The 19,258-nt window shown below is 38.7% G+C and carries 21 protein-coding genes and 1 pseudogene; 6 read left to right on the top strand and 16 right to left on the bottom strand.

Translation table 11 applies throughout. The features are described from left to right. Positions 1 to 90 precede the first annotated feature (90 nt). The 3 genes from ABD006_RS12995 to ABD006_RS12985 form a co-directional block, all read right to left on the bottom strand. Entirely contained in the window at positions 91 to 2,229 is a 2,139-nt protein-coding gene (locus ABD006_RS12995) for a heavy metal translocating P-type ATPase (RefSeq protein ID WP_425542226.1), read from the bottom strand. A gap of 125 nt (positions 2,230 to 2,354) precedes the next feature. Beyond that, complete coding sequence (locus ABD006_RS12990) at positions 2,355 to 3,722, bottom strand: sensor histidine kinase (RefSeq protein WP_343841804.1); 1,368 nt, start codon at positions 3,720 to 3,722, stop codon at positions 2,355 to 2,357. Further along, positions 3,700 to 4,413 carry a response regulator gene (locus tag ABD006_RS12985; RefSeq protein ID WP_343841801.1) on the bottom strand — a complete coding sequence of 238 codons (714 nt, stop codon included), beginning with the start codon at positions 4,411 to 4,413 and terminating at the stop codon, positions 3,700 to 3,702. The genes ABD006_RS12990 and ABD006_RS12985 overlap by 23 nt, the downstream gene beginning before the upstream one ends. 134 nt (positions 4,414 to 4,547) lie before the next feature. On the opposite strand from ABD006_RS12985, the gene ABD006_RS12980 reads away from it, so the two are divergent. Together ABD006_RS12980 and ABD006_RS12975 are read left to right on the top strand one after the other, a co-directional pair. After that, on the top strand, positions 4,548 to 4,787 hold the full coding sequence (locus ABD006_RS12980; protein WP_044163982.1) for a hypothetical protein: 240 nt from the start codon (positions 4,548 to 4,550) through the stop codon (positions 4,785 to 4,787). A 20-nt stretch (positions 4,788 to 4,807) separates the two neighbouring features. Beyond that, positions 4,808 to 4,957 (top strand): hypothetical protein, encoded by a 150-nt coding sequence (locus ABD006_RS12975; protein ID WP_343841797.1) that lies wholly within the window; start codon positions 4,808 to 4,810, stop codon positions 4,955 to 4,957. Between the two features lie 25 nt (positions 4,958 to 4,982). On the opposite strand, the gene ABD006_RS12970 is transcribed toward ABD006_RS12975, so the two are convergent. Continuing rightward, positions 4,983 to 5,957 (bottom strand): tRNA dihydrouridine synthase, encoded by a 975-nt coding sequence (locus ABD006_RS12970; RefSeq protein ID WP_343841794.1) that lies wholly within the window; start codon positions 5,955 to 5,957, stop codon positions 4,983 to 4,985. A gap of 261 nt (positions 5,958 to 6,218) precedes the next feature. On the opposite strand from ABD006_RS12970, the gene ABD006_RS12965 reads away from it, so the two are divergent. Together ABD006_RS12965 and ABD006_RS12960 are read left to right on the top strand one after the other, a co-directional pair. Then, on the top strand, positions 6,219 to 6,686 hold the full coding sequence (locus ABD006_RS12965) for a hypothetical protein (RefSeq protein WP_343841791.1): 468 nt from the start codon (positions 6,219 to 6,221) through the stop codon (positions 6,684 to 6,686). Positions 6,687 to 6,817: 131 nt separating this feature from the next. Beyond that, the gene (locus ABD006_RS12960) at positions 6,818 to 7,348 is read left to right on the top strand and encodes a hypothetical protein (protein WP_343841788.1); all 531 of its coding nucleotides are present in this window, start codon (positions 6,818 to 6,820) and stop codon (positions 7,346 to 7,348) included. A gap of 239 nt (positions 7,349 to 7,587) precedes the next feature. Here the strand turns inward: ABD006_RS12960 and ABD006_RS12955 are convergent, their stop codons facing one another. The 6 genes from ABD006_RS12955 to ABD006_RS12930 all read right to left on the bottom strand — a co-directional run bounded on the left by ABD006_RS12955 (position 7,588) and on the right by ABD006_RS12930 (position 11,913). After that, positions 7,588 to 8,238 (bottom strand): class III lanthionine synthetase LanKC N-terminal domain-containing protein, encoded by a 651-nt coding sequence (locus ABD006_RS12955; protein ID WP_343841785.1) that lies wholly within the window; start codon positions 8,236 to 8,238, stop codon positions 7,588 to 7,590. Positions 8,239 to 8,289: 51 nt separating this feature from the next. Further along, positions 8,290 to 8,931, bottom strand: coding sequence for an ABC-2 transporter permease (locus ABD006_RS12950; protein ID WP_343841782.1), 642 nt, complete (start codon positions 8,929 to 8,931; stop codon positions 8,290 to 8,292). After that, the gene (locus ABD006_RS12945) at positions 8,932 to 9,783 is read right to left on the bottom strand and encodes an ABC transporter ATP-binding protein (protein ID WP_343841780.1); all 852 of its coding nucleotides are present in this window, start codon (positions 9,781 to 9,783) and stop codon (positions 8,932 to 8,934) included. A 309-nt stretch (positions 9,784 to 10,092) separates the two neighbouring features. Next, the gene (locus ABD006_RS12940) at positions 10,093 to 10,314 is read right to left on the bottom strand and encodes a hypothetical protein (protein ID WP_343841777.1); all 222 of its coding nucleotides are present in this window, start codon (positions 10,312 to 10,314) and stop codon (positions 10,093 to 10,095) included. 264 nt (positions 10,315 to 10,578) lie between these two features. After that, positions 10,579 to 10,938: a M16 family metallopeptidase gene (locus ABD006_RS12935; protein ID WP_343841776.1), complete on the bottom strand. Its 360-nt coding sequence runs from the start codon at positions 10,936 to 10,938 to the stop codon at positions 10,579 to 10,581. Positions 10,939 to 11,394: 456 nt separating this feature from the next. Beyond that, positions 11,395 to 11,913: a hypothetical protein gene (locus ABD006_RS12930; protein ID WP_343841775.1), complete on the bottom strand. Its 519-nt coding sequence runs from the start codon at positions 11,911 to 11,913 to the stop codon at positions 11,395 to 11,397. A gap of 571 nt (positions 11,914 to 12,484) precedes the next feature. On the opposite strand from ABD006_RS12930, the pseudogene ABD006_RS12925 reads away from it, so the two are divergent. Both ABD006_RS12925 and ABD006_RS12920 read left to right on the top strand, forming a co-directional pair. After that, positions 12,485 to 12,952: pseudogene (locus tag ABD006_RS12925) on the top strand (VOC family protein). Positions 12,953 to 12,964: 12 nt separating this feature from the next. Further along, the gene (locus tag ABD006_RS12920; protein WP_343841773.1) at positions 12,965 to 13,090 is read left to right on the top strand and encodes a hypothetical protein; all 126 of its coding nucleotides are present in this window, start codon (positions 12,965 to 12,967) and stop codon (positions 13,088 to 13,090) included. Between the two features lie 15 nt (positions 13,091 to 13,105). Here the strand turns inward: ABD006_RS12920 and rlmD are convergent, their stop codons facing one another. The 6 genes from rlmD to gatC all read right to left on the bottom strand — a co-directional run bounded on the left by rlmD (position 13,106) and on the right by gatC (position 18,850). Then, positions 13,106 to 14,482 carry a 23S rRNA (uracil(1939)-C(5))-methyltransferase RlmD gene (rlmD, locus tag ABD006_RS12915; protein ID WP_343841771.1) on the bottom strand — a complete coding sequence of 459 codons (1,377 nt, stop codon included), beginning with the start codon at positions 14,480 to 14,482 and terminating at the stop codon, positions 13,106 to 13,108. Positions 14,483 to 14,613: 131 nt separating this feature from the next. After that, positions 14,614 to 15,510 (bottom strand): diacylglycerol kinase, encoded by an 897-nt coding sequence (locus ABD006_RS12910; protein WP_343842204.1) that lies wholly within the window; start codon positions 15,508 to 15,510, stop codon positions 14,614 to 14,616. Continuing rightward, positions 15,485 to 15,607 (bottom strand): hypothetical protein, encoded by a 123-nt coding sequence (locus tag ABD006_RS12905; RefSeq protein ID WP_343841769.1) that lies wholly within the window; start codon positions 15,605 to 15,607, stop codon positions 15,485 to 15,487. Before ABD006_RS12905 ends, ABD006_RS12910 begins: the two co-directional genes overlap by 26 nt. A gap of 39 nt (positions 15,608 to 15,646) precedes the next feature. Beyond that, positions 15,647 to 17,077, bottom strand: coding sequence for an Asp-tRNA(Asn)/Glu-tRNA(Gln) amidotransferase subunit GatB (gatB, locus tag ABD006_RS12900; protein WP_343841767.1), 1,431 nt, complete (start codon positions 17,075 to 17,077; stop codon positions 15,647 to 15,649). Further along, positions 17,074 to 18,546 carry an Asp-tRNA(Asn)/Glu-tRNA(Gln) amidotransferase subunit GatA gene (gatA, locus tag ABD006_RS12895; protein WP_343841766.1) on the bottom strand — a complete coding sequence of 491 codons (1,473 nt, stop codon included), beginning with the start codon at positions 18,544 to 18,546 and terminating at the stop codon, positions 17,074 to 17,076. The genes gatB and gatA overlap by 4 nt, the downstream gene beginning before the upstream one ends. Before the next feature lie 13 nt (positions 18,547 to 18,559). After that, positions 18,560 to 18,850 carry an Asp-tRNA(Asn)/Glu-tRNA(Gln) amidotransferase subunit GatC gene (gatC, locus tag ABD006_RS12890; protein ID WP_343841764.1) on the bottom strand — a complete coding sequence of 97 codons (291 nt, stop codon included), beginning with the start codon at positions 18,848 to 18,850 and terminating at the stop codon, positions 18,560 to 18,562. Positions 18,851 to 19,258 lie beyond the last annotated feature (408 nt).

The raw sequence follows: 19,258 nt of genomic DNA, 5'->3' as shown, positions 1-19,258 counted from the left end.
AGAAACGAGCGTTAGGTTTACAAGTCCCAACGCTCGTTTCTATTTTTACATTACGATTTAAAGCTTCCATTCATATAAAGCCGCTTATAACTATGCCTTCAATAATCTTGCATTAATCGCTACGATAATCGTACTTAAACTCATCAGTACAGCACCTACCGCAGGACTAAGTACAATCCCAATCGGAGCAAGCACACCTGCTGCAAGTGGAATGGCAAAAATGTTATATCCAGTTGCCCACCAAAGATTCTGTACCATTTTCCGGTAGGTTTTTCGGGATAAATTCATTAAGGCGACCACATCATTTGGATTGCTTTTCACAAGCACAACATCAGCTGTTTCCATGGCTACATCCGTCCCTGCACCGATCGCAATCCCTAGGTCGGCCGTGGCCAGCGCAGGAGCATCATTCACACCATCACCTGTCATAGCAACCTTCCATCCTTTTTCTTTAATCCGTTTCACTTGATTTGCTTTATCGTCTGGTAAAACTTCTGCATAAACTTCATCTATTCCTAACTGACCCGCTACCCAATTGGCTACATTCTGATTGTCACCTGTCAGCATAATCGAATGAACGCCTTTATCTTTTAGCGTTCCAATGGCTTCTTTTGCTGTATCACGAACAATGTCTGCAAGTGCAATCATACCAATCAGTTTATCTTCAAGCAGAGCAAAGACAACGGTTTTTCCTTCCTCTGACATTTTATCAAAGACCTGCTGATCATAAGACAGGTTATTGTTATTCACATAACCGGGACTCACGACATTCACTTTTTTTCTATCTACGTACCCTTGAATGCCTTTACCTGTTATGGATTCGAAGTCTGTAACGTTGCCCAGCTCAATATCTTTTTCGTTCGTCTCTGTTACGATTCCAGCTGCTATCGGATGCTCCGAATTTTGCTCGATACTGGCTGCCAACTTTAAGATTTCTTCTTCCTTATACCCCTGAGCAGGTATAATATCTGTTACGCCAAATTCTCCTCTTGTTAGCGTTCCTGTCTTATCAAACACAATCGCATTTAAATTGCGTGCACCTTCAAAATTTGCACGGTTGCGGATTAACAGTCCATTTTTAGCTGAAATCGATGTGGAGACAGCTACCACTAGAGGCGCAGCTAACCCTAACGCATGAGGACAGGTGATGACCATTACTGTTACCATGCGTTCAACAGCTACATCAAAGGAATATCCAAGGAATAACCATATAAACAGGGTAGCGAAACCTGCTGTTAAAGCCAGGTAAAACAACCACTTTGCTGCACGGTTGGTTAAATCCTGTGTTCTCGATTTTGACTCTTGCGCCTCTTTAACCAACGTAATCACTTGGGATAAATACGATTCTTCCCCTGTTTTTTCTACTTGTAGTTTAAGCGATCCTTCCTTATTCACTGAGCCACCGATTACCTCGTCACCGTCTGTTTTTTCGACTGGCACGGATTCACCTGTAAGCATTGACTCATCGATAGCTGATTTTCCCTCAATGATGGTACCATCAACCGGAATCTTTTCACCCGGCTTTACCAAGACCCGGTCATGATTCTGTAGCGCTGATAAAGGAACATCCTCCACTTCATTATTCTCATCCAAGCGATGGGCTTCATTAGGCATAAGTTTTACCAGCTGGTCAAGAGCGTTCGATGCTCCCATCACAGATTTCATTTCAATCCAATGACCTAATAACATAATATCGACCAATGTAGCTAATTCCCAGAAGAACTGACTGCCTTCCCACCCAAAGACAACCATGGTGCTATACCCATAGGCAATGGTGATCGCCAAGGCAATAAGTGTCATCATACCTGGATTCTTTTCTTTCAGCTCACTTATACCCCCGGAAATAAACGACCAGCCACCGTAGAAAAATACAATGGATGACAGCGTAAATAAAATATACAGATCCCCTGTAAAGCGCCAATCCACCCCAATAAAACTTTGGATCATCGGTGATAGGGCGAGAATAGGAAGGGTAATAATAAGTGAAATGTAAAAGCGCTTTTTAAAATCATCTACCATATCCCCGTGGTCATGATGATCATGTCCTCCGCTGTGACTGCCATGATTATGATGGTCATGATTTTCATGTTGATGATGGTCTTTGTGTCCATGATGTTCATGATGACTTTCATGAGTATGCTTGCCATTATAATCATGAGAATGATGTTCATGGTGGTGATGATCATGATTATAATTGTGTTCATGGCTCTCGTGACCTTTTTTATCCAATTGAATCACTCCTTTTAAACCAGGCAATAGTTATGATATTTATTTTGTACAAAGTATCTTTAGGGTAAAATGATTTGGTAAACAATAGAACAATCCCTTCCTGATTGTTCTATTGTTTTACGTTCCTAACTTTTAGGGAAAAAGACCTTTACCTCTGTCCCTGCATTCGATTCACTGTCAATCTCAATTTTTCCCTGGTGTGCTTCTACTAAAGCTTTTACAATCGAAAGGCCAATCCCTATTCCCCCTGTCTTTCGGTCTCTGGATTTATCCCCGCGATAAAATCGTTCAAAAAGATAAGGAATGTCTTCACTGGCAATTCCAATCCCCTCGTCTTTCACCAGAAATCCCACATCATCATTCGTAGCCTCTGTCTTCACAAGGACCCTTTTTCCGGCAGGGGTATATTGAAGAGCATTATTTACGATATTGGTTAAAATTTGTACGACACGGTCACGGTCTGCTTTAAACCAATATTCTCGATCAGGCTTTTGAATGGTTAATTGAACGCCTTTATCCTGAAATGCCGGTGTAAATTGCTCTTCCAGTGAATGCAGAAGCTTATGTACTTCTATGTCTGTTTTATTCAGTTTCATTTGCGGGTTTTCAGCAGCAAGTAAATCTTCCAATTCATTTACAAGACGGACAAGACGCATCAACTCATCGTGGCTTTGCTGCAGCCTTTTCTCAGTTGGTTCAAATATACCATCGAGGTACGCCTCCATCTGACTTCTCAATGTAGCAATCGGCGTCCGTATCTCATGGGCAAAGTCTGCGGTAAACTGTTTCCGGAGCTTCTCTTCCTTAGATAATGATTCAGCAAGTTCGTTAAACGATTCGCCAAGTGGCTGCATTTCCGTGGTTAGTTCATTCACATCCACACGCGTCCGCCATTTATGCGCTTGCAGTTTCTGAATCGCTTTTGAAAGTTTTTGTAATCCGCTTGTCAGATGTTTCGAAAATAAAAGACTGAACAGCAGAGCTAATAGGACCGTCACAATTACAGCGAGATAAATATTCGATTTTATCGTTTCTAAAAAGGCAACCTCTTCACCGATCAATTCCTTAGGAAAATAAACCTCCATTCGGCCAATATCGGTCGTATCCGTTGCCAGGTTATAAGATGCTTTTTCATATTCGGTAGCCTTGTTTACATCAGAATTCATCCCCATGTTTCCCATCATGCCAAGCATCATTGTTGTATCAGCAATTAATTTTCCGTCTTCATTATAAATTTTATAAAATAAGTCCTCTGTCATAGCCTGCTGATGGAGCAAATTGTTAAGCCGATTATTCATCAGCTTCCCTGATTCTTCATAGGATTGAACGATTTCCTGCTTGATTAATGAACTGCTTTCCGTTCGGTTCGTTTGTAAGTACTGATTAAATTGATTTTCAAATCCCCACAATACTGAAAAACTGGTCAGTAAAATACCGGATAGTGACACAATTAACAAGTAAATGAAAATCTTAGAACGCAGCGTCAGACGCATCAAGAGTTCCTCCAAACTTATAGCCCATTCCAAATACAGTTATGATATATTCAGGGTGACGAGAATCCGCTTCAATCTTTTTACGCAGGTTTTTCACATGTGTATCAATACTTCGTTCATACCCTTCAAAATAACTTCCATCCTCCTGAATCTTCTCCAGTAAATCCAGTCGACTGTAAACCCGCCCCGGGTAGCTTGCCATGGCGACCAATAGCTTATATTCAATGGGGGTAAGGGATAGAATCTCACCATTGGATTCCACCTCTTTTTTAACAAGATCTATCATCAAATTTTTATCATTAAAGGAGAGCTGTTGTCCTTTATCTGCTTTCTTTACCCTCCGCAAAATGGCCTTTGCTCGGATCACGACTTCTCTAGGACTGAATGGTTTCGTTACATAATCATCCGCACCGATGATGATGCCGTTAATTAAATCGTCTTCTGCTGATTTTGCGGTCAGCATAATAATCGGAACATCACTTTCTTTTCGCGTTAATCTGCATACCTCTTCCCCCGATATATCCGGCAGCATCAGATCTAAAATTATAATGTCCGGTTGAGTATCTTTTACTTTTTTTAAGGCTTCAATTCCATTTGAGGCTAATGTAATGTCCCATCCCTCTTTTTCAAAATAGGCCTCCAGCACTTCAAGAATGGCCGTTTCATCATCGACAATAAGGATTTTTGTCATATTCCATCACCTCTTTTGCCTATCTTACCACCTTATGAAAACGAAAATCATCATCTTCACAACTTCCACACAAGTTCATCACAAAATATCCATCTGTGAGAGTTATGATTTAAGTAAGAAAGGAGAGGTTATAAATGAAAAAATTATTAACAGGACTATTAGCAGGCGGACTTTTATTAGGAGGTGCTTCCTTTGTTGCAGCCGAAACAAATGGTTATGGCCCCTTCAGTTTTGAAGAAATGCAGCCATTTATGGAAGAGATGCACCCTGATTTTTCAAGGGAACAGCAGGAACAAATGTTCAATGATTGCCATGGAGAAGATGGCTACATGAGAAATCAAACAGAATACCGCGGCATGATGAACAATTTTTAAGCTACAGAGGTGATTTTTATATGATGGGTGGATATGGCGGCCACGGTTTTGGAATGATGGGTTATGGGTTTCTTGGATGGATCATCAACCTGCTCGTTATTGGCATTGTCGTTTATTACGCCACCAAGCTGGCATTGAAACATCATGATAAAGATAAGCAAAAGGACTGACTTATATGTCAGTCCTTTTGTATACCTATAATGCGGCCTTTTCAAATTGATCAAGCAATTCACGTACTTCATCAGTTGACTCTGTATCCATTAACTGATTTCTTAATTCACTCGCCCCTCGAAACTCACGGACATAGATCTTAAAAAAGCGAAGAAGAGGTTTAAATGGACGTGGCTCAAATTCCTTTGAATATTTATCATGGAGATCAAGGTGAAATCTTAAGAGATCAAGCAATTCCTTACTGCTATGCTCCTTTGGCTCCTTTTCAAAGGCAAATGGATTTTTGAAAACGCCACGCCCAATCATCACCCCATCCACGCCATATTTCTCAACGAGCTCAAGGCCCGTCTGACGGTCAGGAATATCCCCATTTATTGTCAGGAGTGTATCAGGAGCCACTTCATCACGAAGTTTCTTAATCTCCGGGATCAGTTCCCAATGAGCATCGACTTTACTCATTTCCTTTTTAGTACGCAGGTGAATGGATAGATTCACAATATCCTGTTTCAATAAATGGGTGAGCCAGTCGCGCCATTCCTCTACATGTGTGTAACCAAGCCTTGTCTTTACACTTACGGGCAATCCTCCAGCTTTTGCTGCCTGTATTAAATCAGCCGCAACATCCGGACGACGGATCAGACCGCACCCCTTTCCTTTTGGTGCGACATTAGGTGCGGGACAGCCCATATTAATATCAATTCCCTTAAATCCTTTTTCGGCCATCCCGATGCTCATTTGACGAAAGTATTCAGGCTTATCTCCCCAAATATGAGCGACAATCGGCTGTTCATCCTCTGTAAACGTTAATCGCCCACGTACACTGTAGATTCCCTCTGGATGACAGTAACTTTCCGTGTTTGTAAACTCTGTAAAAAACACATCAGGCCTGCCCGCTTCACTTACCACATGACGAAACACAACATCCGTCACATCTTCCATTGGCGCCAGAACAAAAAACGGTTTAGGTAATTGATGCCAAAAATTATCTTTTCTATTCATCCTTCATATCTCCTCGTTTATAGTATCGGGACACGGGGACAGGTTCATTGTCCCACTTACGTCCGCAGCTTTTTATATTTCGCTCTTTCATCATTCGTTTATTATATCTGCTATCGATAAAATACCCTAAATCATTATATACTCATTTTTATGATGTTAAAAGTGGGAAGCAAGGTGAAAAATCATTCAAACACTTCCATATTTTACCCTTTGTGATTTATTATGGTTGTAGTGAGTTTTCTATCGCAGAGGTGGGGTATGTTGAAACAATTACCGATTGATAAAATCAAAACTTGTACACTGATTGTATTAGCGCTCCTGGTATTGATAGGTGAACCCATATTATACCAGGAAAAAGCGGAAGATAAGAGAGATTTGGAATTATTGTTAAATCATTTTTATCATGAATTAGACCGAACGATTTCAGCAATGGACTACACTTTAAGCCTGGACCTTGATAAACAAGAGAATCAGGAGAACTTTATCCGTTCCCTCTATTCCATTGAAAAACATTTAGAACGTACGGGGCTTATGTTAAAGGCTGGTGACTTTTTTGTAAGTGATACCATCACGTACGAACCCATATTCTTTATTAATCGAGGAATAACTGGAATTGGGGAAGATAAGCAACTTGATGCCAGTGAAGCAACATTCCTAAGAAATTTTAAGAATGAACTTGAGACCATACGGAAAAGGTTGTATTCCGGAAACCGGGCAAGAGAATCCTGATCTTACAGTTGAAGAGTTTAACCAGGTCATTTCTGAAGTTGTGAACAACAGTGATTTATTATTTTAACTAACATTTTTCACTTAAAACATTATGCCAGCCGCGTTCCTAAGAAAAGGCTGGCTTTTTGAAAATGAAAAAATATATCACTTTATTTTCTATAGTTATAATAATAATTACAATCTTATATCTAGTTTGGTATGCATTCCCTAAGAACTTTAATTCAACTTTTAATGGGATACTCTTTAATCTGGATGACCCTGATGTGGAAGAAAATGTGAGCATTTATTTTGATGGAACAATTCGAAAACGCCTAAATGGAGAAATGACTTATGATGGAATTGTTCGTATAAAGGGTGATAAATTCCCCGTTCCAAAGGGAAAAAGAGATTTAATTATAAACTTTGATAAAAATGGTATGGGGCTAATGACATATATGTATTACACAGAAAATGGTGAGCCAAAGCATTATGTATATGGAACCATTACTCTTAACGAGGACCTTACTAAATTGACTATATTAAGATATAGAAATAACGGTTCTCATGGAAGTTGGACAAAAAATGACGGCGATATAATATCGGCACCTGCAACGACAAGAAAAGAAGCATTAAAAATTGCAGATCCATTCGTTGATTATCATTTACAGCAGAGGGAGAAATAAATTTAGCGTCCGGTCTTCTTTATTGGAATAATGAACCTTTGTCTCAGTCCTCTCATTCTTAACTTTATTTTCAATCTTTTGCTCAATTGATCGAATAAAATCATATGTATAAATCTCCCCATTCTTTTCCTCCGTTTTTGTCACTTCCCACTGATTACTACTTCGACTGATATGAAATAAAGTATTTACCCCCGTTTCTGGTCTTTTATCAAGAATAAAACCATCGTTCTTTTCTTCACTTATATATGCCTTAAGTCTTGTCCTTCAATGAATTCCTCTACTAAAAAGCGGTGTTCCCACTCTTTAAATACTTCCACTAGATTAACAACTCCGTCTACATCACTAAGCTTTTGTAAAGCATTACGTTCTATCTGGTGCCTTCTTAATGCATCATTCCCTCTCCCATCTAATCCAGCATTTGGTCTGGCTTCCTTGACGATAACTTTCTGATTATCCTTCTTCTTGCTAGCGAGGTATAACCCACCAGAATTACTATAATTCAGAGCTGTTTCAATCTTATATTTCTGTAACTTACTTTTCTCTTTCTTCTCTGCAGTTTCAGAAGTATTCATACTATCTAGATAATCATCGAAATTCTTAACAAAGTCAGGTACCTGATAAAAAGGGGTCCTTTGATCTTCAATTAATTTCCCCTTCTCGTCTCTAATACAATGTTCACCATGTTCGTTTAGAATTCTTTCAAATGCTCCATATCGATAGAATATATTGCTGTTTTTCCACCTCTTATCATTAAGAATATATGGTCCTTTTTCAAATTCCTTAGTTTCTGAAACAAGTAAATCTAGCAGTTCGAGAAAGTTTTGATCATTAATAAGATAGATAGTAATAAACTTACCCGATGAAGAACGATTAGCATTTTTTGAATTCATCTTTACATAGCTCCATCAATGATTTTTCTGAAGTAAGAAATTGTATGTGATTTAAAATTCTTTCTTTTGATAAATAACTAAAGCAATGAAATAAGAAAAAATATAAAGGATGATACCTACCGTAATAAATAATATCGGTATGGTTATCGATAAATCTAACTTTAGTGATGAGAGTGGTAAATCGGCCACTATATAGCCAAATCCAAATCTAGCAAAAAAGCCAGCAATTCCTCCTCCAAGTACAATAGCATCCGACTTATTTGCACCAAAGATATAAAGGAGGGGATAAACGATCGAACCAGCAACAAGAACAACGAAAAGCCCCATCGCTACAATATTAAATAGGCTATCGGTTGGTGTTTCAGTCATGTTGTTATAGACATAGAAGATACAATACGACAGTACGGCTCCGATAATAACTATACAAAAATAAAACGTATAATGACTTTGCACAACATTACTTCTAGTAATCGGCAAAGTAAGGACGAATTTGTCATAATCAGACTTACTTTCGGTTTTTATGACTTCCAGTGAAGGCATGGCCATTAATAAGATAATTAATAAAGTGGCAATCCCCTGCATAGAGGAACCACCAAAATACAAAAGGATTCCAGCTATTAATATTGCTAGCCCTGTGTATGCGAGAATACTTCGATAGACTAGGTAAAAGTTTGTCAATAATAGGCCTCTCATTTATTTTTCACTCCTAGTTAGAAATACACTAAGTTCATCCATCGAGAAGTTTTTGGAGTCAATTCCCTCCGGCAACTCTTTTCTGTCCGATACAAGTACACTAAAATGAGAACCATGGTTCCTTTTCGCCACAACAATATTTTTGTTGAGTACAGGCAGTTGATTCTCATGAACATCTACAATCGCATAATTTTCAATAACCTTATCTTTCTCTTCACTTAGTAAAACCTCACCCTCTTTTATAAATACTAGATGGCTAGCTACTTTCTCAATGTCACTCATAATATGAGAGGAAAGTAATACACCTTTATCTCCATACTTCACAAAATTTATTATCTCCTCTAACACTTCTTCTCTAGAAGAAGGATCAAGTCCTCCAGTCGCTTCATCTAGTAGTAATAATTTTGCATGATGAGATAACGCAACAGCTATCGAAAGCTTCATGGACATTCCACGGGAGAATTCATTTACCTTCTTATCCATAGGCAAATGGAATGAATGAATTAGTTGATAAAAATGATTTTGGTCCCATGTGTTATATAATTTTTTTAACACATTATTTAATTGTTTGATTGTCAGATGAGCTGGTAAGTTCATTGCATCGAATACGACACCAATCATCTCCTTCTTCTCAGGGTGGATATTTATATTTTCCTCATCAAAAATTTTAACTGTGCCGGTATCATGGGAAACTAATCCTAGAACTGTTTTAATTGTTGTAGATTTACCTGCTCCATTATCACCAATAAACCCTACTATTGCACCAGGTGGTACATTGAATGTCATATCTTTTAAGACAACATTATTGCCAAATGATTTTCTTATATTACGAATTTCTAATAAATCTACCATTTTTTCACTCCATATTCATACAATCTAATAATTTTCTTCATGGTCATACTTACATTAGATGAATGGTAAAAACTTTAAATAAATGTATTTTTTTGCCATAATAAATCATAAGTTAGATTACTCGATATAAAAAGTGTCTTTCGAATCATTTCTTCCTGCCTTTTATCTAACATTTATGACATTCTTCATATGAATATTTTCTTAAAGTAATTTGCCCCATATGCATTTTGTCCTCATAGCAAACGTGTCAATTATCCATTCCTTCTTGATTTCAAACTAGATTTGTTAATCAAAATTATAGGATTCTATTTATTGTTTTATGATTAGTGTTGTACGTGACTCCTCGGAAAAGTGTGCGTGTAATACTCCTTCCAGGTCGTGTTCGGTTATTGTTTCAAGTGTATGTAACACTTCAAATAAGTTCATCTCGTTAAACTGATACCGTGAAAATTGATTTGCAATGAATTGAGGCGAATTAATCGACCTTAAAAAACTGCCAATCTCTTTCTTAATAGCACGTAAGTACATCATCTTTCTTTATTGACATTTTCTTAAATTTAGAAACTGTCTTGTTGACAATATTTATAACTTCTTCGGGCTCATTACTATTTCCCCCAATTACAAAAACCAAATTTTTTCATTTGTATAGTCATAAGTAAGTGACTCATCGATATAACCATTATTAAACATTTTTTCATTCGCTTCAGAACTACTACCGAACATTAACTTCAACAAAACATTAAGAGATAACTCATATTTAAGCAGCTCTTTCCCCTTTCTCATTGGGTTTGATTCTTAATACCCTATAATAACTTTTGGTATTTGTACTGGAAACTTCATAACGCTTGACTTTCGGTTCACCTTTACATCTTCTTCAGGGAAAATGCGTTCTATCTCTCCAAATTTTTGAAACGTTTTTTGCTCTTGATTTTGTTTAATGAACTCAATGACTTCGTAAGGATCCACAGGACCAAATACAAATAGTAACATGTTCTTAGGGTGATAAAATGTATTATAACAAGTGTATAAGTCCTCTTTAGTAATTTTATTTATTGAAGATAGGGTTCCCGCGATATCATTTTTTACAGGATGATGCTTATACATATTTTCTAAGATTCCAAATCGAGCTTGCCAGTTCGGGTTATCGTCATACATTCTGATTTCTTTTCGATGATCCCTTTTTCCTTTTCTATCGCTTCATCAGTAAAGTATGGTTCTTGAACAAAGTCGAGAAGACTAATAATATTTTTTTTATATTCGACGTAGCGGACAAGTTATAGGTCGTTTGAGTAAAATTAGTAAATGATACCCTGATATCGAAGAACATGTAAGCATTCAGTTTGATGGAACATTTAGCAAGCGGCCTAATGGAGAAATGATTTACGATGGAATTGTTCGTATAAAGCGAAACTTCCATAAGTGAGGATTTTCTCTCCCCACTTAGTCTTGTTGGATTACCCTCAAAACTTAAAGTGGGGGGTATTACGGCCAGTTAATGCGTCATAAAAGGTGATGAAATTCCTGTTCCAAGAGGAAAAAAGGGACTTAATTATAAACTTTAATAAACTTTGTATCGGGCAAATGACATTCATATATTACACAGAACAAAGTTTATTTTTCATTCTTAATTTTACTTTCAATCTTTTGCTCAATTGTTCGAATAAAATCATATGTATAAATCCTTCCATTCTTTTCCTCCATTTTTGTCACTTCCCACTGATTACTACTTCGACTAATATGAAATAGAGTATTTATCCCCGTTTCTGGTCTTTTGTCAAGAATATAACCATCGTTCTTTTGTTTACTTATATATGCAAATGTATATCTTGGGTGATATACTCTTTCAGAGAAGTACTTCGTTAAAAAATCTTTGGAAAAAGTATCGATTTCTTTAAAAACATAACCTTCCAAATTCATTCCAAAGTTGCTCTTAAATTCTTTTAGCACTTCTTTATTTAAAGTCTTAATTACCTTTTGGTCATAAAGCTTCCTAAAGCGTTCCTCCTTTTTCTCATACTTAGCATTGATTTCCTCAAGAGTTAGATCCTCTGAACTTTCTTCAGGTTTCACTTCCTCTTCAGTTACAAAACTTACACATACGATAAATATGAATAAGGCAATGACCGACACGATAAGTGATGTCCTTCTATGCAACAATCACTTCAACTCCTTCGTCTAATTTCTTAAGGATTAAATTAAATGATTTATTTCTGGCTTGTTTTAGACAAAATTTCTCTCACACAATTTTAACATAATATTCCATTCAGTTAATACAAAAAATCCCATATAATAAATAAGTACTTCCGTTGTGACGTACATAATACAACTCAGAATTAGCAGTTACTACTACAATCGAATGAAATTTGTAATTTTATGTTAAAATGATAATAGAGTTTGTAGAGTAATGAAAACCGAATGTTTTAATGAAAGAGCTGTAAGGGGGAGTAGTGTTGAATCATGTCATTAAAACTTAAATTATTGGAATTAGTTATATTTTTTTCAGCTACTGGTCTATGCTTTTATTTATTTGATGGCTGGTTGGAATTTATAAGCTTTATAACTACTGCAGTGATCCTTGATATTATTTTTGATAAATTCAATAAACGAAGTAACAGAGTGGAAATGAAACCGTAGTTATTTTTATTCACTACAATCTATAACATTTTGAAAAAACACACTTAAATTATTGGAGGTATATTCATTGATCAAAGGTCTATACGAAGCACATTTACCAGTAAGTGATTTAAATAAGTCGATTGAAATTTTTGAAGGGCTTGGCTGAAGTTTGATCATAAAGTGGAAGATCGATTAGCTTTTTTATGGATTATAAAAGACCAAAGCTGGCTTGGTTTATGGAAAACCGATAAAGTTGAGGCAGAGTATCATCCTTCCATTAGACATATAGCTTTTGAGGTATCTTTGGATGGTTTGAAAAACTCGGTTAACTGGCTAACAAATAGAGGATAAACCGAGAAAAACTTTTGGCTTTGAGCCTGTTGAACCATTTGTGATGCCTAATCCAAATGAACGGTTTGGCCATGCAAAGATACATTTTAATGACCCGGATGGAAATAGTTTAGAGTTCATTTGCAAGATTAATAATCCTAACCATTTGACTGAAAAACTGTATTTAAGTGAATGGGAAAAATTAAATGGATTAACAAAATAGTATGCAGCCTTGATGAAAGCAAAAAAGCGTTTGAAAGACAAAGAAAGAGATTTCTCACTTTCTCCGTTTCCCTCAAACGCTTTAAGCCTTTTTCTTTATAAAATTGGGGTTTTGGCAGAACTCTATGCCAAAAAGTAAAAGGTTATTTTTGCATTACAAATTCAACTCTATTTGCGCCACGCATTCCACATGGCTCGTCTGCGGAAACATATCCACTGGCTGCACCTGTTTAGTTTCATACCCACCCTCAGCTAAGATATTCAAATCTCTTGCTAAAGTGGATGGATTACAGGAAACATAGACAATTCGCTTCGGCTGCATGTCCAGCATGGCCTTTAGCAGTGTTTCATCACAGCCTTTTCTGGGAGGATCCACAACGATAACATCCGGTCTTAATCCTTGCGCTTTCCACCAGTCCATCACCTTTTCAGCGGCTCCGACATAGAATTCTGCATTATCAATATGATTCAGTTTTGCGTTTTTCTTTGCATCATCAACAGCCTCAGGAACGATTTCTACTCCATACACCTTTTTGGCTTTCTGAGCCAGGAAAAGAGAAATGGTTCCAATCCCGCAGTACGCATCAACTACGGTTTCATTACCGCTTAAATCAGCGTATTCCAATGCTTTGTCATACAGGGTTTTCGTCTGCTCAGGATTTACCTGATAAAAGGACTTGGCTGAAATCGCAAATTGTGTATCCCCAATGGAATCATGGATGTACTCTTCTCCCCATAGGAGTTTTGTCTTTTTCCCTAGAATAACATTTGTCCGTTCAGGATTTACGTTCTGCATAATGGATTTTACATTCGGATAGGCCTTACGAATTTCCTCGACAATCTTCTCCTGTTGCGGAAGCTTGTCCGTCCTGGTTACAAGCACAACCATAATCTCGTTGGTTTCCTTGCCATTACGGACCATGATATGCCTTAGAATCCCGCGATGTTTATCCTCATCATACGGAGTAATCCCTGCATCCTCGGCAATTCGGCGCACGGCTTCAACCATTCGATCATTCTGTTCATCAGTAATCGGGCAAGTATCCATATTAATAATGTCGTGGCTCCGCTTTTTATAAAAACCTGTTTCAAGGCGGCCTTCTACTCCCTTAACAGGAATTTGAACCTTATTTCGATAACGCCATGGGTCCTCCATACCAATCGTCGGATGTACAGGAACCTCTTCTAAATGGCCAATTTTTCGCATGGCATCCTGTACCTGCTTTTGCTTCACGTCCAATTGCATCTTATAGCTCATGTGCTGAATCTGACATCCACCACATTGGTAAAACACATCACACGGAGGTTCAATACGCTCCGGGCTTTGATCGAGGACCTTCAGTAATTTTCCGAATCCGAAATTTTTCTTGACCTTAACAACTTTAACCTTGGCTTTTTCCCCTGGTAATCCATAGGGAACGAACAGAGGGTATCCATTTATCTTTCCTACACCTGAGCCTTCGTGGGTCAAATCGACAAATTCAAGCTCGATGGTTTCATTTTTTGCCACAGGTGGTTTCACTTTTGCCATTATGAATCTTCCTTTATGTTTAACTTTAGTTCTATTTTTCCATTAAAACGTTAAAACAATCATCTGATTCAAAGTTTGTCCATTTGCATCACCTTTACAAACAAAGAATACGAAATCAGACAACCTCATGTCTAATCCGTATTCTCAGGTACGAAGAATTCAATATGCTGATACAAATTGACAAATTTCCCGGGCAATAATCCGCCATATTCCCCGTCAATATTTAACGATACGTTTTCTTCTACATCAACCGTCAGTGATTTTGTCTTTGTATAAATGATCTTGTCGTGGTGAATATGGTTCCCCTTAAGAAGGCTTGTCGCTATTTTAGGGATATCGCCAAAATGTGTTTTACGAACGATCAATAAATCAAAATAACCATCGTCCATTTCACCTAAAGGGTTTGCTCTTTCAAACCCGCCGATTGAATTGGAATTCGAAATCAGAAACATCATGATGGGCTCTTCCAGAATATGATCATCATATTCAATTCGGACATTGATTGGCTTCATAAACGGAAGCATTTCGATTCCTTTAATATAATAAGCAAGCTGGCCTAGCATCGTCTTTAATTTGCTCGGAACCTCATAGGTGAGCTCGGTTATTTTTCCACCACCAGCTATATAAATAAAATACCTATCCTCATCAATTTTGCCAATATCGATTTTTTTCGTATTCCCGGCGATAACGACATCAATAGCCTTTTGAATGTTTCTCGGAATTCTCAGAGATCGTGCAAAATCATTGGTTGTCCCCACAGGAATCACACCAAGCTTGGGTCGAAAGGGTTGCTCTGCCAATCCATTGACGACTTCATTAATCGTTCCATCGCCACCAGCTGCGATAACAACATCATATTCCCTTGTGACAGCTGTTCTTGCTGCTTCTGTTGCATCTCCCTCACCGGTTGTGGCATGTGTAGAGGCTTCATACCCTGCTTCTTCCAGCTTTCGTAAAGCTCTGGGCAGCTCTTTCTGAAATGCTTCACGTCCCGATGTCGGATTATAAATAATTCTGGCACGCTTCATTTTCTTCACCTTCATTTTGGATATCTATACCAATCTCATCATATCCCTTTTTATTTGAAATGAAAAGAGCAGATTCAGCTGTATCTGCTCTCTTCACTATATTTATGCGGACAACCTTTATTTTTTCCTGTTTTCTTTATCTCTTTTCCATTTCGCCTAAAAGAATTTTGTTGACCATTTTCGGATTTGCCTGTCCTTTAGTTGCCTTCATCACTTGACCGACTAAGAAGCCGAGCGCACGATCTTTTCCGTTCTTATAGTCATCAATGGACTGTTGGTTTTTATCAAGAATACCTGTAATAATTTCGGTAAGCTGACCTTCATCCGAAATTTGAACAAGCCCTTTATCTTTAACGATTTTTTCAGGATCTCCACCTTTTTCAACCAGCTCGCTAAAGACTTTTTTCGCAATCTTGGAAGAAATGGTCTCATCTGCAATAAGCTTCACCATTTTCGCAAGGGATTCAGGAGTTAAAGCAATATCTTCCAGTTCCTTATCATTTTTATTCAGATAACCTGAAACTTCCACCATTAACCAGTTGGAGGCTAGTTTTGGATCGGCACCTGCTTTAATCGTCTCTTCAAAGAAATCGGACATTTCCTTTGTAAGAGTTAGAACCATGGCATCATAGGCAGGAAGCCCCAGTTCATTCATGTAACGGGCTTTTCTGGCATCAGGAAGTTCAGGAATTTCTGCCCGAACCCGCTCTTTCCATTCTTCATCAATATAAAGTGGAACTAAGTCAGGCTCTGGGAAGTAGCGATAATCATCGGACCCTTCCTTTACACGCATGAGAATCGTTTCCTTCGTTTGCTCATCATAACGACGGGTCTCCTGAAGAATCTCACCACCGGACAGAAGCACTTTTTCCTGACGCTTTTCTTCAAACTCCAGCCCTTTTTGCACATAGTTAAAGGAGTTTAAGTTTTTCAGCTCCGTTTTAACACCGAATTCCTCCTGACCAATAGGACGAAGGGAGATGTTGGCGTCACATCGAAGCGAGCCCTCCTCCATTTTACAGTCGGAAACTCCGGTATACTGAATAATCGACTTCAGTTTTTCCAGGTAAGCATAAGCCTCCTTTGGTGTGCGAATGTCAGGCTCTGAAACAATCTCAATCAGCGGTGTACCCTGACGATTAAAGTCAACCAGAGAATAGCCATCATCACTGTGTGTCAGCTTTCCGGCGTCTTCCTCCAAGTGAAGACGGGTAATCCCGATTCTTTTCGTTTCACCATCTACTTCAATTTCAATCCAGCCATTTTCCCCGATTGGCTGATCAAATTGCGAGATCTGATATGCCTTAGGGTTGTCCGGATAAAAGTAGTTTTTACGATCAAATTTTGTATTTGTAGCAATATCGCAGTTCAAGGCCAGTGCTGCCCGCATGCCGAAGTTTACGGCTTCTTCATTTAAAACAGGCAATACACCTGGATACCCTAAGTCGATTGGGTTTACGTTCGTATTGGTATCATCCCCAAATGCGTTTGGACTTGGACTGAAAATTTTCGACTCTGTTTTAAGCTCCACGTGAACCTCTAACCCTATAATGGTTTCGAAATTCATGACTGAACACCTCCCAATGCTGGCTTTTGCTTATGATAATCGGTCGCCTGCTCAAATGCATGGGCTGCACGATAAACTGTACTTTCATCAAAGTGCTTACCGATAATTTGCAGACCGATTGGCAGTCCCTCTGGTGAGAAGCCACAAGGAATGGAAATCCCCGGTACGCCAGCAAGGTTAACAGGAATGGTCAAAATATCATTCGCATACATCGTCAATGGGTCTTCAATTTGTTCCCCGATTTTGAAAGCAGGTGTAGGCGTTGTTGGTCCCATGATGACATCATACTCTTCAAGAACTTTATCAAAATCCTGTTTAATTAATGTACGAACCTGCTGTGCTTTTTTGTAATAAGCATCATAGTAGCCTGAGCTTAAGGCAAAGGTTCCCAGCATAATCCGGCGTTTAACCTCTTCACCAAAGCCCTGGCTGCGAGACTCTTTGAACATATCCATCATCGACTTCGCATTTTCGGCACGAACTCCATAACGAACCCCGTCAAATCGTGCCAGGTTCGCTGATGCTTCAGAGGATGCGAGCAGGTAATAGGTAGCCACAGCATACTTTGAATGAGGCAGGGAAACCTCCTCCCATTCTGCACCTAATTCTTCATATTTTTTCAGTGCTTCAAGAATGGAATCGCGAACCTCTTTATTAACCCCTTCTCCTAAATATTCTTTAGGCACGGCAATCTTTAAGCCCTTCACATCACCTGTTAAGGCTTCGCTGTAGTTTGGGACTTCAACATTCGCACTTGTGGAATCCATTTTGTCGTGTCCGGAAATCACTTCAAGCACTTTTGCATTGTCCTCCACCGTTCTTGTTACAGGACCAATTTGATCAAGGGAGGATGCAAAAGCAACCAGACCAAAACGGGAAACTCTTCCATATGTAGGTTTTAACCCAACAACACCGCAGAAAGCTGCCGGTTGGCGAATCGATCCGCCAGTGTCAGATCCCAATGCATAAAGGACCTCGCCGGATGCCACAGCAGCTGCAGAACCCCCGCTGGATCCACCTGGGACATAATCGGTATTCCATGGATTACGTGTCGTAAAATAGCTGGAGTTCTCATTGGACGATCCCATCGCAAATTCGTCCATATTCAGCTTTCCAATCGTAACCGACTTTGCCTGATTCAGCTTGTCCACCACGGTGGCATTATATAAAGGATCATTAAAGTTATCTAAAAACTGACTTCCGCATGTAGTGCGCAGCCCTTTCGTTACAATATTATCCTTGATCCCGGCCGGAAGTCCGAACAGCTTTTTTTCGGCTGTCGCATCACTTTCATCTAGCTCTTTTGCCTGTTGACGTGCCTCTTCCTCATTCAGGGTTAAAAAGGCTTTCACCTCGTCATCCACATCGGAAATTCGTTGATAAGTCTCATCCACTAAATCCTGAACCTTGATTTCGTTATTATGTATTTTTTCCTGCAGTTCTTTAATAGAAAAATCAAATAGTGACATGTCTCCTGCCTCCTTACTCTAAAATAGATGGAACGCGGAATTGCCCATCTTTCTTGTCTGGCGCGTTCTTCAGTGCTTCTTCCTGAGTGAGCCACTGCTTCGGTTCATCTTTACGCATCACATTTTTTAAATCCAATACGTGTGTGGTTGGCTCTACATTTTCCGTATCCAGCTCATTCAATTGCTCAGCAAATTTAATAATCGAACCAAGCTCATCCGTTAATTTTTCCGCTTCTTCTTCCGTAATCGCAAGACGAGCAAGGTTTGCAACGTGTTTTACCTGATCTTTAGAAATATCATCCATCTCATTCACCTCCAAATTTTCTCGAACACTTACAATATTTATTTATAATAGCAAAATTACCTATGAAGTAGCAACTTGTACCAATCTATATTCTAACATTTTAGAGGGGGGAGAGGAACAATTTAGGATGAGTAATGTGGTTAGGGGATAACCCATGGGGGAGACTCGTAGGAGATGGATATGCGCGGGCGGGATTGATGACTTTTGTGTTTTGGTTGATAAACTGCTCATGTTGGTGGATTCTTCCTCTGAATTGATTGATACTTCTGCGGGGATAGTGGATAAAACCTCGAGGGAAACGGATACGCACAGCCGGGACTGATTCCTGGGGCATATTGATTGATAAACTGCTCAATTTGGTGGATACTTCCCCCAAATTGACTGATACTTCCGCGTAACTGACTGATA

This window comes from Salinibacillus aidingensis, from assembly GCF_039522525.1.
Taxonomy (GTDB): Bacteria; Bacillota; Bacilli; order Bacillales; family Alkalibacillaceae; genus Salinibacillus; species Salinibacillus aidingensis.
The sequence above is the reverse complement of the archived record's forward strand: the minus strand, read 5'-3'. Positions and strand labels throughout refer to the sequence as shown.

Excerpts from the sequence above, each read along its gene's own strand:
- ABD006_RS12990 (WP_343841804.1), bottom strand. The coding sequence starts at position 3,722 with ATGCGTCTGACGCTGCGTTCTAAGATTTTCATTTACTTGTTAATTGTG.
- ABD006_RS12985 (WP_343841801.1), bottom strand. The coding sequence starts at position 4,413 with ATGACAAAAATCCTTATTGTCGATGATGAAACGGCCATTCTTGAAGTG.
- ABD006_RS12980 (WP_044163982.1), top strand. The coding sequence starts at position 4,548 with ATGAAAAAATTATTAACAGGACTATTAGCAGGCGGACTTTTATTAGGA.
- ABD006_RS12975 (WP_343841797.1), top strand. The coding sequence starts at position 4,808 with ATGATGGGTGGATATGGCGGCCACGGTTTTGGAATGATGGGTTATGGG.
- ABD006_RS12970 (WP_343841794.1), bottom strand. The coding sequence starts at position 5,957 with ATGAATAGAAAAGATAATTTTTGGCATCAATTACCTAAACCGTTTTTT.
- ABD006_RS12960 (WP_343841788.1), top strand. The coding sequence starts at position 6,818 with ATGAAAAAATATATCACTTTATTTTCTATAGTTATAATAATAATTACA.
- ABD006_RS12955 (WP_343841785.1), bottom strand. The coding sequence starts at position 8,238 with ATGAATTCAAAAAATGCTAATCGTTCTTCATCGGGTAAGTTTATTACT.
- ABD006_RS12950 (WP_343841782.1), bottom strand. The coding sequence starts at position 8,931 with ATGAGAGGCCTATTATTGACAAACTTTTACCTAGTCTATCGAAGTATT.
- ABD006_RS12945 (WP_343841780.1), bottom strand. The coding sequence starts at position 9,783 with ATGGTAGATTTATTAGAAATTCGTAATATAAGAAAATCATTTGGCAAT.
- ABD006_RS12940 (WP_343841777.1), bottom strand. The coding sequence starts at position 10,314 with ATGATGTACTTACGTGCTATTAAGAAAGAGATTGGCAGTTTTTTAAGG.
- ABD006_RS12935 (WP_343841776.1), bottom strand. The coding sequence starts at position 10,938 with ATGTATGACGATAACCCGAACTGGCAAGCTCGATTTGGAATCTTAGAA.
- ABD006_RS12920 (WP_343841773.1), top strand. The coding sequence starts at position 12,965 with ATGAAAGCAAAAAAGCGTTTGAAAGACAAAGAAAGAGATTTCTCACTT.
- rlmD (WP_343841771.1), bottom strand. The coding sequence starts at position 14,482 with ATGGCAAAAGTGAAACCACCTGTGGCAAAAAATGAAACCATCGAGCTT.
- ABD006_RS12910 (WP_343842204.1), bottom strand. The coding sequence starts at position 15,510 with ATGAAGCGTGCCAGAATTATTTATAATCCGACATCGGGACGTGAAGCA.
- gatB (WP_343841767.1), bottom strand. The coding sequence starts at position 17,077 with ATGAATTTCGAAACCATTATAGGGTTAGAGGTTCACGTGGAGCTTAAA.
- gatA (WP_343841766.1), bottom strand. The coding sequence starts at position 18,546 with ATGTCACTATTTGATTTTTCTATTAAAGAACTGCAGGAAAAAATACAT.
- gatC (WP_343841764.1), bottom strand. The coding sequence starts at position 18,850 with ATGGATGATATTTCTAAAGATCAGGTAAAACACGTTGCAAACCTTGCT.